The sequence below is a fragment of the Paenibacillus chungangensis genome, assembly GCF_042675905.1.
Taxonomy (GTDB): domain Bacteria; phylum Bacillota; class Bacilli; order Paenibacillales; family Paenibacillaceae; genus Pristimantibacillus; species Pristimantibacillus chungangensis.
In genome coordinates this window covers 107585-119368 of record NZ_JBHTJZ010000011.1, presented here as the reverse complement: position 1 = coordinate 119368, position 11784 = coordinate 107585, and the positions used below count along the sequence as shown (strand labels likewise).

Below are 11784 nucleotides of genomic sequence, written 5' to 3'. Positions count from 1 at the left end.
CCGGGCCTTACACTGGCATTATAGCGATGAACAAGGGGAGGCCACATCATGGCGGATGTCATTCGAACGAGGCTGATCAGCAAGATTTTCGGATCGGCAGAAGTAGTGAGCAACGTGACGATGCATATAAAAAATGGAGAAATCTACGGATTCCTGGGTCCCAACGGGGCCGGCAAATCGACGATTATGAAGATGCTTCTGAATCTGGTGAAGCCAACGGGCGGCGAGATCGAGCTATTCGGCGAGCGGCTGCTGCCCGGCGATATTGAACCGCTGAAGCGGATCGGCCATATGATCGAGAATCCCATCTTCTACGAGAAGCTGACGGCGGAGCAGAATCTGGAGCTGCATGGCGAATACATGGGCAGCTATAACAAAGCGATGATGAAGGAAGCGCTGGAGCTCGTACAGCTTCATGGCGTCGAGAACAAGCCGGTGAAGCAGTTCTCGCTGGGGATGAAGCAGCGGCTCGGCATTGCCAGGGCGATCTCCACTCGTCCCGAGCTGCTGCTGCTGGATGAGCCGATCAACGGTCTGGACCCCTCCGGGATCGCAGAGATGCGGACGCTGTTCTGCAGACTGCGAGATGAATATGGCATGACGATGCTCATTTCCAGTCATATTTTATCCGAGATTGAACAGGTGGCCGACAAGATCGGGGTCATTAACCGCGGGCGGCTGTTGAAGGAAGTGACAATGGATGAGATTCGAGAATCCAGACCCGATTATGTAGAGCTGACGACGCCGGACGTGCGGAAGGCTGCATATGTATTGGAGGAGACGCTCGACATCCGCAACTTCAAGGTGATGGGTGAGCGTATGCTGCGCATTTATGACTGGAAGGGGACACAAGAGGAACTGTCCAAGGCGCTCATCATGAATGATGTACCGATTACTTCCATCGATCGGAAGGCCCACACCTTGGAAGAATACTTCATCTCTCTGATTAAAGGGGGCGATCAGCATGCTGCATCTCATCAAGCTGGAGCTTAAGAAAGGCAAGATGATCAGTTACGTGTGGGGATCGCTCATCGCTTATGCGTCTATTGCAGCTTTCTTCTTCTTAATGTACTTTGTGGAGGCGCCCAGCGAGGATGAGCCAGTCTTCACCGGTTATGGGGACATGTTCAGTCTGATCGATACGATAGGACGAGCAACATTCATCGTATACGCTTCCGTCATGCTGTCCAAGCTGATTATCTCTGAATTTCGGGACAAGACGATGACGTTGATGTTCGCTTATCCCATTAGCCGCAAGAAAATCATATTCGCCAAGCTGGCGATGGTGTTCAGCTGGACGTTCGTGAATCTCATTATTCTCAATGTGGTGCTGGGAGCGCTGGTTGTCGCCGTGAACACATATGTCGGTTATGTCGACGATGCGGTGACGACGGAGCTGCTGCAGAAGCAGGGGCTGAACGTGCTGATGCAATCGTTCGGAGCCGCGGGAATGAGCTTGATGCCGCTCGCCTTCGGCATGCGCTCCAAATCGGTAGCCACAACCGTTGTTTCGTCCATTTTAATCGTCGCGATTGTCGTGTCCAACAGCAACGGCTTCAGCCTGAGCCACATTATCGCGGTACCGTTGTCACTGGGCATACTGGGCATATTGCTAACTTATCTGTCCTTCCGCAAGGTGGATGACGTGGATATGTAATGAAGAAGCCGCTCTGTCATTGTCGCGATAGCGAGGCAGAACGGCTTTCTGTTGTAGCCAGCGCTCATAATTCCAGCTTCCTGCGAATAGACTGTTGGTAGCAAGAGGCTTGTCTCGACCTTGCCTTGCGCGAGATGACTATTCGCAGAAAGAGGGATGCTGGATATGAAAGTGAGGGAGCTAACGGACGGACGAATAAAGAGATCGGCTATAAAAGGGATCGGCACCGCTGTGCCGTCCGCAAGGATGGATCAGGAGGATACTTCCGCCAGATTGACGGAAGCCTTGTCTCGCGCCGGAGAGCAACATTCCGCGCGTTGGGCGAAGCGCATATTCAAGCAATGCGGGGTTCAGACGCGTTATACTTGCGAGCCGAATCTGCTGGAGCCGGCAGAGAGCTGTCGCTTCTTCCCCGGCAAGGACTCGCAAGGAGCCGCTCCGACGACAGCGGAGCGGATGTCGCTATACAAGGAGGCTTCTGTGCCGCTTGGCGTGGAAGCTGCGCGTGCCGCTCTGCAGGACAGCGGACTGACGCCTGGCGATATTACGCATCTGATTACAGTCAGCTGCACGGGACAGTTCCTGCCCGGTCTTGATGCGTCGCTCGTCTGGGAGCTGGGGCTAAGTACGAATGTAATGAGGATTCCGTTGACGTTCCTTGGCTGCGCAGCGGGGCTGAAGGCAGTGTGCGTGGCCAGACAACTCGTGGAAGGGCGTCCGGACGCACATGCCTTAATCGTCTGTGTGGAATTGTGCACGCTTCATATCCAGCCTTCGGGCGGCAAGGAAGAGCTGTACGGCGCTTCCTTCTTCGGCGATGGCGCCTCCTCATGCGTAGTAGGCGAAGCGGAAGCAGAGAGCAGGGATTGCTTCCTGCTGGGCAAGGAGCATACCGTGCTGCTGCCGGATTGCCGAGACGAGATGGTGTGGGAGGTAGGCGATCGCGGCTTCGATCTCTACTTGTCTCCCTCCATCCCGGGGCTGATCGGGCGCGTTATTCCAGATGAAGTGGAGCGGCTGATTGGGGCGCAAGCTGAAGAGGGGGGCCTTCCCGAGCTGTGGGCGATTCACCCGGGAGGAAAGGGGATTGTGGACAATCTACAGGACGTCTTCCAACTGAGTGATGAGCAGACCTCCGCCAGTCGCTCTATTCTGCGTCATTACGGCAATATGTCCTCGGCCACAATCCTGTTCGTGCTTGCCGAGCTGAGACGGCAGCTTCGTTCGCACGACGCGCTGCGGCAACGAAGCGGCCTGGCGCTCGCATTCGGGCCAGGCATTACGGCCGAGCTGTTGGAGATTGCTTATGTACCGGCTTCCACCCAGACCAATGCTGCAGCCTCCGCCGATTGCCGGGAGGGCAGCTATGCTTGAGGGGCCATGGCTTCGCCATCGAGCGGAGGCTGATGAGCTGATGGACGATCTCGCGAGTGGAGGGGAGGAGCTGCGGGAGGCGCATGTCCATCTCCGCAGATTGAACAAGCTGTTCGCCGCATCTGCGCCTACGCTGTATGGCGTGAACCGGCTATGGCGGCAAGCCGGCTGTCCGGAGGAGCTGTCCATACTGGATGTAGGCGCCGGATCGGGTGATGTGAATCGGCGATTGCTGGACTGGAGCGCCAAGCATGGGGTGCGAATGAGAATTACGCTATTGGATGTAACGGAAGAGGCCTGCGAGGAAGCCGCTCTGTATTACAGAGACGAGCCTCGTGTGGAAGTAAGGAGGGACGATGTGCTGAAGCTTCCTAGCGGCTGTGCCGATATTGTAACGGGTACGCAGTTCCTTCATCACTTCCAGGGCGAACGGCTTCATGAGGTGGTCGGCAGCATGGTGCGGGCATCGCGTTACGGCGTGGTTATTAACGATATACACCGCCATTGGCTGGCTTGGATCGCTGTATGGCTGGCCGCGCGGCTGGTGTCGCGCAACCGTTACATTCGGCATGACGGCCCATTGTCGGTGGCCAAGGGATTCCGCCCGTCAGACTGGCGCTCGCTCGAAGCAGCGGCTGGGAGCGGTGAGCTCCTCTATCGCTGGCGCCCCCTATTCCGTTATGCGGTCATGATTCGGAAGGATGGTGGAGGCTATGCGGACGGATTATGACGCTGCGGTGCTTGGCGCAGGCGTGGCAGGCAGCAGTCTGGCGGCGATGCTGGCGGCACGCGGCTGGGTAACGGCGTTAATGGACAGGCAGCGCTTCCCGAAGCATAAGGTGTGCGGCGAATTTCTGTCGCCGGAGTCGCAGCATATATTATCGGCTATGGGACTTAGGGAGACGGTGCAGTCACTTGAGCCTCATCGCATCTCCCGAATTGCGTTATACTTGGCCGGTGGCGGACAGGTTGAGCTGCCGCTTCCCGGGACCGCTCTCGGGGTTAGCCGCTATAGATTGGATGCGGCGCTGCATCGACATGCCGTTGCGGAAGGGGCATTCCTTCTGCAAGGGGGGACCGTCACGGCCGTCGTGCCCTATGAGCACGGCTATATCCTTCATGTCAGACAAGGACGAGAGTCGACGGAGATCACAGCCCGTGCCGTAGTGGCTGCCTGGGGCGCTGGCGGACAAGGGCGTATCCTTGGGAGACATGACCATCGCGTCGATGACGGTAGCTGGCGCAAGCGGCGCTCAGGATCGGCGCATGAACGCGGTGCGATCGGGGTGAAGTCGCATTTCGCATGGAGCGCCGGCGCGAGCTCTCCAAGTGATGCGGTGGAGCTGTATTTCTTCCCGGGCGGCTACCTGGGCATTAACGGAATCGAGTGTGGACACTACAATATGGCGGCTCTGCTGGATAGCGAGGATATTCCCCGAAGCCATTCCACTGTGGAGGGGATGCTGATGGAAGCTGTCAGCCGGAATCCCGCTCTGCATAGCCGAATGGTCGACGCCCAGCCTGTACATGGAACAGAATCTGCTGTCGCTCCGGTCCATATTAGCAAGCATCCCGTGCCTTGGAGCGTCATTCCCCATATTGGAGACGCCATCGGCCGCATTCCTCCGCTATGCGGGGATGGCATGTCGATGGGGTTGCGCTCGGCGCAGTTATGCGCTGCAGATGCTCATCGCTACCTGGCGGGAGAATGGACGTATGAACAATGGCGCATCGCTTATACCCAGGCGATCTATTCGCAATTCAGCGGCCCGTTGAGGTGGGGGAAGGTCGTTGAAGGAATGCTGCGCCATCCGGCCGCTTCACGCCTCCTTCCGGGATTGGCCCGACTAAGTCCCCGGCTTGCATGCAAGTTCGTAGAAGCTACCCGGCTGCGTCCCGGTTAGCTGATGCGCCGCATACACCGTTATATCCTTTAAGCCGCCCTTTGATCTTCGTCATAACGATGATCGAAGGGCGGCTTCCTGCCGTTCCTTGTGCTGTTTGCCCAGGTATGACGAATGCCTCTGCTTAAATACGATTAGCCAATCTTAAAATAGGTATGTTACATTTTTCCAATCCATTCGGTATGATGTTGAAACACGCATGTACACGAGGGGAAGGTGATGGCTTATGACATCTATTTATTCGGTGTATCGTTGGATTATTTCGTTCTTGCAGCCCTATAAGCTGCTTGTATCGGGATTGGTAGCAGTAATGGGTGCTGCAGCTTGCGTGGAACTGGTTATTCCGAAGCTGATTCAATATTTCATTGATGACATTGTGCCGGCGAAGGACAGAAGCTCATTCCTGTGGTTAGTCATCCTGCTCGTTTTGCTGATTGTGATTTTGATCAGTCTTTCCATGGCTAGGAACTGGCTTCAGCGTCATGTGCAAGAGAAGGCTTCCCGCGATATGCAGTTGTCCATTTTTCGTCATCTTCGAACACTTGGTTTTGCTTACTATGAGCAGCATCCTGTAGGAGAGACGCTGGCTTTTCTCAATACCGAAGTGGCGTCGATTCAGAAGCTGTACCGGGAATTGTTCCCTTCCATGATTTTCAGCCTCCTATTCTCGATGATCGCTCTGGGCGCCATGGTGTCATCCAGCTGGCAGCTTACGCTCGTCGCCGTTCCGTTCTTCGCGCTATATTATTTGTATGGTCCCGCGATTGAACGAAGGGCGGCGGTTGCAGGCAAAGCGCTGGCCGGGGCCAGAATTGAAGCGAATCAGAAAGCGCATGAAAGTGTATCCGCGATTCGGGAACTGCGTTTATTCACGGCGGAGAAGTGGGATCTGAAGCGTTATCTGAATAAGGTGGACGCATGGAATGCTCAGGTGGTAAAGGCGTTTTTCCTCTCTTACTTGCGCGGAAGCGGGCGGATGTTCAGTTATTACGCAGGCGCATTGGGGCTGTTCGTCATTGGCAGCTGGCTTCTCCAGAAGAATATGCTGACGGCAGGAGAATTCATCGGCTTTCTACTGCTATACTTCGTGTCGATGCAGCAAATGACCCGCCTCATTGTAGATCTGCCTATTGGCCGGAAGCTGGCCGTGATCGGAACGAGCGGAGGAGGCAAGTCCACTTTATCTACATTGTTGGTTCGATTCTATGAGCCGGAGCAAGGAGCGATTCTGGTTAATGGGAAGCCGCTGTCTGCGTGGAAGCGGGAGGATTGGCTGCGCAAGGTCGCGCTGGTGTCTCAGGAGCCTTATTTCTTCCCGGATACGATACGGATGAACTTGATGATGGGCAATGAGGACATCTCTGAAGAGGAGATGATCGCTTATTGTCAGAAAATGCTTATTCATGATACGGTGGCGGCGTTGCCGGATGGATACGATACCGTTCTGGGGGAGCGGGGCGTCACTTTGTCAGGGGGACAGAGACAACGGCTGGCTATCGTAAGAGCGCTTCTTCGGGAGCCGGAAATTTTGCTGCTGGATGAAGCGACATCTGCCCTTGATCTGGAGACGGAGCGCGTCATTCAGCGAAATCTGGATGAGCTCCGGGCAGGGAAGACGACGATCATTATTGCGCATCGTTTGTCAACGATTCGTAACGCCGATCATGTGTATGAGGTGCAAGAAGGGAATATGGCGGAGAATGTAGTCGTTGCCTGAAAGAACGGGCTAGTATCAACTATTTAAGCGTCATTGGAGACGAAATAAGCATAATAACGTTAAGTGTCTGATCGCATGATGCGATGAGGCGCTTTTTAATATGTTCGGGCAATTAGGGAACACTTGTTAACGAGAAAGTTCGCTAACAAACTTGACGATAGTAGTTTTTGAATATATACTTAATAACAAATAGTAAGTAACATTAAAAAGTGGATTGAGGTGATGATTCGTGTCGGCTACGCTGCATCCCGGGATTGCTCTGGGCGAGGTTGAACTGCGGGTGAGTAATCTGAAGCGTTCTATCCAATTTTATAAGGACATTATCGGTCTTCAGGTGATGGAAGAAAGGGAGGACAGCGCCAGTCTGACGGCAGACGGTCAAACAACGTTAGTCGTACTGCGAGCCGTTCCAGGCGCAACAGTGACGCCTCCTAGATCGTTCAGCGGCTTGTATCACTTCGCCATATTGTTGCCAGAGAGGAAGCATCTCGGATTGATGGCTCGGCATCTGATGGAACGAGACGTAGCCATTGGTCAGGCCGATCATGCCGTTAGCGAAGCGCTGTATTTGTCCGATCCGGATCACAACGGCATTGAAATTTATCGCGATAGGCCAAGATCCGAATGGAAATATGACGCCCAAGGCGGCCTGAAGATGGGTACGGATCCGATTGAATGGGAAAGCTTACTGGAAGAAGCGGACGGTTATGAGTGGGAAGGACTTCCTTCCGGCACGACAATCGGTCATGTCCATTTCCATGTTGGCGATATGACTGAAGCGAAGCGCTACTTCTGTGATGCGCTCGGTTTCTCCGTAGAAGCGGACATGATGAGAAGTATGGGCGCCATGTTCCTTGCTGCAGGAGGTTATCATCACCATATCGGGTTGAATATATGGGCCGGACTGCACGCTCCCTCTATTCCCGATCATGCAACGGGCATGTCATCTTTTACGATTACTTTCCCGGATCATGCGGCGCTGATGGACACCGTCGAGCGGTTGCAGCGTTCAGATGTCGGAGTGAGGCAGTCAAGTAATGGCTGGGTGGCCAGTAGTCCATGGGGATTCGCGATCAAACTATCTGTACAATAATAACAACTTAGTGGAGGGATTTTGTAATGGAAAAACAAAGGGGTTTTTATGCAGCAGTAGAAGGAAGACGTTCCTTGTATGCGATCAGCAATGAGCAGGTCATCTCTGACGAGAAGCTTCATGAAATTATCAATCACGCTGTAAAACATACGCCATCTGCATTCAACTCTCAGAGCGCCCGCGTCGTGGTACTGTTGGGAGATCATCATAAAAAGCTGTGGAGCATGACGACGGATGCGCTGAAGGCGATTGTTCCGGCGGGGGATTTCGAATCGACACAGCAGAAGATGGATATGTTCGGAGCGGGATATGGCACAGTGCTGTTCTTCGAGGACGAGGACGTTATCAAGGGATTGCAGGAGCAATTCGCACTGTACGCAGACAACTTCCCGGTATGGTCGCAGCAATCTAGCGGCATGCACCAATTCGTGGTGTGGACATCTCTGGAGCTGGAGGGCTACGGCGCTACGCTGCAGCACTATAATCCGCTCATTGATGATGCGGTGAAAGCGGAGTGGAGCATACCCGCCAGCTGGAAGCTGCTCGCACAGATGCCGTTCGGCAAGCCAGTTGCGCCAGCTGGCGCGAAGGAGTTCAAGCCGCTGGAAGATCGCGTGAAGTACTTCAAGTAAATTCCAGCTAATTCAGGTTTGCATTGGCAGCTCCGCAGCTTCGCTGCAGTAAGACCCTGTCCGGGTGAAAGAGACGTTTCGTTTCTTCAACCGGGCAGGGTTTTATGCGTATACATACCATACACGAACAGCGGCATTGTAGGTCAGTTGGCCAGGTTGAATGGAGGGGCCTCCTTCCATAGCCATGCTTGCTTTGAAGACTGCGGGAGGAGCAGCGTCCGTTAGCTCTTGAATTTGGCAGGGGATAGAGGATAATGACAAACCTTGCGACTCCGCAATCGTTATGGCTTTCGCTTCTGCATTTTTCATAGCAGCTGCAAGGGCGTTTTGCTGTACTTGCTCGATATCGCGGTTGACGAACGTAATGCCGGACACAGAGTTTGCTCCATTGGTAACGGCCTCATCAATGATACGTCCTATCTGCTCCAGATCATCGATCGTAATGCGCAATAAGTGCGTCACTTTATAGCCTTTGAATATTTGTTGCCCATTCGAGTAGTCGTATTGAGGCTGAACGGAGTAAGTAACCGTCTGAATTTGATCTTGGGGTATTTGCTGTGCTTGCAATCCTTGCTGAATCGTCGCGATGGCGGCATCATTTTTCTCCTGCAGCTCTTTGAGAGATTCGCCTTCTGTGACGGTTCCTAGTTCAATGACAGCTCTATCCGGAGCTGCTGAGGCCATCCCTTCTCCCGTAACTTCAATGGTGAATGAACGATCTCTCTCAAGAGTGCGGTCTGTATGTAAGCTATTCGTCAATCTCGATCTCCCCTTCCAATTAGAGTAAAGTGAGCTGGAACGCCGGGCATCTGCCGAATAGGCTGTGTCTTCAAATCTACTTTATGCTCATTGTATCACACTCATTCTGTTCCAGCTCACCCTAAGCAGGTAATATCGTATACGGGAATAATTAGACGCTTGATCGTTTACATAAGCAATACTTTTCATGATCAGACGATTTAAGCTACAATATTTTTATAAGATGCGAAGAGACAAGGAGGGTGACCGCATGATGCGGCCATTCTCTTTAAGTATCGGGGATAAGTGGGGGATGGAGACGTGGGTAATACAGTTGGCAGGCGGTTGTTGGAGATCGCCGGAGTTTCGTTAAGGTTGGGGTTGACCTCCTTCGGAGGCCCTGTTGCCCATCTGGGCTATTTTCATGAGGAGTATGTGAAGCGCCGCAAGTGGCTGGACGAGCGGAGTTATGCCGATCTGGTGGCGCTCTGTCAATTCTTGCCCGGCCCGGCTAGCAGCCAAGTCGGCATTGGCATCGGACTTATGCGCGGAGGCATGCTAGGCGGACTTCTTGCCTTTCTCGGCTTCACACTCCCGTCCGTGGTTGCATTGGCGCTGTTCGCCTTGCTCATGGAAGGAATGGATCTTCAGCACGCAGGCTGGCTGCATGGCTTGAAGCTGGTTGCAGTCGCAATCGTAGCGCAAGCGATATGGGGAATGGGGCAGAAGCTGACGCCCGATCGAAGCCGGATGACGATAGCGGTTATGGCGGTATCCGCAGCCTTGCTGTTGCCGACTTCGGTTACCCAGATCGTCATCATTGTTGTGGCAGGACTGATCGGATTATGGCTCTACCGAGGACAGAAGGGAGTGGAAGAGGCTGCTGCTGTTGAGGCAGCTGGGTCTGCTGCTGCCCATGGGACTGCCGTCCCGGTAACGCGAACTACTGCCGTTATTGCGCTGCTGACATTCGCTCTGCTTTTAATCGTTCTTCCTTTGGCCAGAATATGGGCGCCGGACGGCGGCTGGCTGGCGATGTTCGAGAGCTTCTATCGCTCGGGCTCGCTTGTATTCGGAGGCGGTCATGTCGTCTTGCCGCTGCTGGAGCGGGAAGCGATTCCTGCCGGATGGGTGACGGAGGAGCAGTTCCTGGCCGGATATGGCGCCGCACAGGCCGTTCCCGGCCCATTATTTACATTCGCGGCTTATATCGGTGCTGTTGCCGGCGGATGGTGGGGAGTGCTTATTGCCACAGTTGCGATATTCCTTCCGGCGTTCCTGCTCGTCGTCGGCACGTTGCCATTCTGGAACGCGCTGCGAGGCTTGCCTAAGGTGCAAGGCGTGCTGAAGGGCGTGAATGCTGCAGTCGTCGGTATTTTGCTGGCGGCATTCTATGACCCGATCTGGACGAGCTCGGTGACGACACCCGCGGACTTCGTGATGGCGCTTGCGCTATTCCTGCTGTTGGTCTACTGGAAGCTGCCACCTTGGTTCGTTGTGCTGGCAGGAGCCGCGGGGGGCATGCTGATCGGCTAGCCATGCCATAAGAGAAAAAAGAAATCAGCTCGTCCTCTTGAAGGGGCGGGCAACTCGCGCACGCAGTTCTCTGCGGGGCGATGATAATAGCGGAATGCCAGTATATGATCTGACATGAAGGTATATTGTCGCCGAATTAAGACAGACTGTTGAGGAAACCATCTAAGGAAAGGAGTCATGGCGATGGAAAACACTCTTGGTCCGGATGAGGTATTGCGGCGCATTAAGCACATGCGTACGGCAGGAGGCTCGCTGAGCAAGAAATATGTCAAGCAGCACGATCCTGAGCTAATGAGAAACGCACTGTTCTACTTTCCCAGCTGGGATCATGCGTTGAAAAATGCGGAAGACTTGTAACGAAGAAAGCCGTCTCTACATAGAAGCATTGCTGTAATACGAATAACCATGACCGAGGAGAGCATTTTTGCTTCACTTGCCAGTCATGGTTTTTTTTGTTATCTATGCGTCGGGCATCCCTTCAACGCGCTAACGGTTGCTGAAATCCGGCTTCAGTTCCGACTTCCCGCCAAGTCGCTAACGGTTGTGAGCGAGCTTAATTGGCCGGAGAAAATGGGGCTAAATTCGCTCCAATAGCATCCATGGCACCCGTTAGCGAACTGCCAAATTCAGCTTGCTTAGCTTCGCCGCTTGCTCCACGGACAAGTAGACGTCGCCATTGTCGGCGATATAGAAGTCGCCGGGAATTTCATAACCGTTGCTCATGATCGCCTGCTCCCGTAGCAGCAGGGAGAACGGCATATCGTTCATGACGATATCGACAGTGTCGTTCTCATTGTTGTAAGAGATGAAGCCGTCCGTCTGCTTCATAAGCGCATCAAGCGCGATATAGGCCTGATTGTCGTGCATGCTCGTATCTTTCAGAACGATACGCTCCAGTGGCTGGACCGTCTGACGATTCGAGACTGCTTCTGCCGATTGCCTCTCCAGTGTCAGGTCAGTGGATGCGGCATCCGCTATCGGTCGGCTTATGAGAGAGCCCGTCAAGGTGAGAGCTGCCATTATGATTAACGCAATATTGCGCTGCCATCCATTCATTGTCTATACCTCCTAAGGGATATAGACCTAGTATAGACAAAGATTGTATGTGCAATGTAAGCGCGATGTTAAAAGTT

The 11784-nt window shown here is 53.8% G+C and carries 12 protein-coding genes; 10 read left to right on the top strand and 2 right to left on the bottom strand.

What is annotated here, in order from left to right; genetic code table 11:
- Positions 1-48: 48 nt before the first annotated feature.
- From ACFQ2I_RS10180 to ACFQ2I_RS10145, 8 genes are all read left to right on the top strand, one after another.
- Positions 49-993, top strand: a complete 945-nt coding sequence (locus ACFQ2I_RS10180) for an ABC transporter ATP-binding protein (RefSeq protein WP_377564006.1) — start codon at positions 49-51, stop codon at positions 991-993.
- Positions 965-1657 carry an ABC transporter permease gene (locus ACFQ2I_RS10175; RefSeq protein ID WP_377564005.1) on the top strand — a complete coding sequence of 231 codons (693 nt, stop codon included), beginning with the start codon at positions 965-967 and terminating at the stop codon, positions 1655-1657. Before ACFQ2I_RS10180 ends, ACFQ2I_RS10175 begins: the two co-directional genes overlap by 29 nt.
- A gap of 165 nt (positions 1658-1822) precedes the next feature.
- Positions 1823-3031 carry a type III polyketide synthase gene (locus ACFQ2I_RS10170; protein ID WP_377564004.1) on the top strand — a complete coding sequence of 403 codons (1209 nt, stop codon included), beginning with the start codon at positions 1823-1825 and terminating at the stop codon, positions 3029-3031.
- Positions 3024-3761: a methyltransferase domain-containing protein gene (locus ACFQ2I_RS10165; protein ID WP_377564001.1), complete on the top strand. Its 738-nt coding sequence runs from the start codon at positions 3024-3026 to the stop codon at positions 3759-3761. The genes ACFQ2I_RS10170 and ACFQ2I_RS10165 overlap by 8 nt, the downstream gene beginning before the upstream one ends.
- Complete coding sequence (locus tag ACFQ2I_RS10160) at positions 3745-4935, top strand: NAD(P)/FAD-dependent oxidoreductase (protein WP_377564000.1); 1191 nt, start codon at positions 3745-3747, stop codon at positions 4933-4935. The genes ACFQ2I_RS10165 and ACFQ2I_RS10160 overlap by 17 nt, the downstream gene beginning before the upstream one ends.
- 226 nt (positions 4936-5161) lie before the next feature.
- The gene (locus ACFQ2I_RS10155; RefSeq protein WP_377563997.1) at positions 5162-6652 is read left to right on the top strand and encodes an ABC transporter ATP-binding protein; all 1491 of its coding nucleotides are present in this window, start codon (positions 5162-5164) and stop codon (positions 6650-6652) included.
- A 229-nt stretch (positions 6653-6881) separates the two neighbouring features.
- On the top strand, positions 6882-7745 hold the full coding sequence (locus ACFQ2I_RS10150; protein WP_377563995.1) for a VOC family protein: 864 nt from the start codon (positions 6882-6884) through the stop codon (positions 7743-7745).
- A gap of 26 nt (positions 7746-7771) precedes the next feature.
- Positions 7772-8377 (top strand): nitroreductase family protein, encoded by a 606-nt coding sequence (locus ACFQ2I_RS10145; protein ID WP_377563993.1) that lies wholly within the window; start codon positions 7772-7774, stop codon positions 8375-8377.
- Between the two features lie 102 nt (positions 8378-8479).
- On the opposite strand, the gene ACFQ2I_RS10140 is transcribed toward ACFQ2I_RS10145, so the two are convergent.
- Entirely contained in the window at positions 8480-9136 is a 657-nt protein-coding gene (locus ACFQ2I_RS10140) for an SIMPL domain-containing protein (protein ID WP_377563991.1), read from the bottom strand.
- A gap of 300 nt (positions 9137-9436) precedes the next feature.
- Between ACFQ2I_RS10140 and chrA the strand changes: the two genes are divergently transcribed.
- Together chrA and ACFQ2I_RS10130 are read left to right on the top strand one after the other, a co-directional pair.
- A complete protein-coding gene (gene chrA, locus ACFQ2I_RS10135) occupies positions 9437-10651 on the top strand; it encodes a chromate efflux transporter (RefSeq protein ID WP_377563990.1) in 1215 nt (404 codons plus the stop codon).
- 183 nt (positions 10652-10834) lie between these two features.
- Positions 10835-11008: a hypothetical protein gene (locus ACFQ2I_RS10130; protein ID WP_377563989.1), complete on the top strand. Its 174-nt coding sequence runs from the start codon at positions 10835-10837 to the stop codon at positions 11006-11008.
- 252 nt (positions 11009-11260) lie between these two features.
- Here the strand turns inward: ACFQ2I_RS10130 and ACFQ2I_RS10125 are convergent, their stop codons facing one another.
- The gene (locus tag ACFQ2I_RS10125; RefSeq protein WP_377563988.1) at positions 11261-11707 is read right to left on the bottom strand and encodes a hypothetical protein; all 447 of its coding nucleotides are present in this window, start codon (positions 11705-11707) and stop codon (positions 11261-11263) included.
- Between the last annotated feature and the right edge of the window lie 77 nt (positions 11708-11784).

What these genes read in the sequence shown, in the direction of transcription:
- ACFQ2I_RS10165 (WP_377564001.1), top strand. Translation starts at nt 3,024, where the DNA reads ATGCTTGAGGGGCCATGGCTTCGCCATCGAGCGGAGGCTGATGAGCTG.
- ACFQ2I_RS10130 (WP_377563989.1), top strand. Translation starts at nt 10,835, where the DNA reads ATGGAAAACACTCTTGGTCCGGATGAGGTATTGCGGCGCATTAAGCAC.
- ACFQ2I_RS10170 (WP_377564004.1), top strand. Translation starts at nt 1,823, where the DNA reads ATGAAAGTGAGGGAGCTAACGGACGGACGAATAAAGAGATCGGCTATA.
- ACFQ2I_RS10180 (WP_377564006.1), top strand. Translation starts at nt 49, where the DNA reads ATGGCGGATGTCATTCGAACGAGGCTGATCAGCAAGATTTTCGGATCG.
- ACFQ2I_RS10155 (WP_377563997.1), top strand. Translation starts at nt 5,162, where the DNA reads ATGACATCTATTTATTCGGTGTATCGTTGGATTATTTCGTTCTTGCAG.
- ACFQ2I_RS10160 (WP_377564000.1), top strand. Translation starts at nt 3,745, where the DNA reads ATGCGGACGGATTATGACGCTGCGGTGCTTGGCGCAGGCGTGGCAGGC.
- ACFQ2I_RS10175 (WP_377564005.1), top strand. Translation starts at nt 965, where the DNA reads ATGCTGCATCTCATCAAGCTGGAGCTTAAGAAAGGCAAGATGATCAGT.
- ACFQ2I_RS10125 (WP_377563988.1), bottom strand. Translation starts at nt 11,707, where the DNA reads ATGAATGGATGGCAGCGCAATATTGCGTTAATCATAATGGCAGCTCTC.
- ACFQ2I_RS10145 (WP_377563993.1), top strand. Translation starts at nt 7,772, where the DNA reads ATGGAAAAACAAAGGGGTTTTTATGCAGCAGTAGAAGGAAGACGTTCC.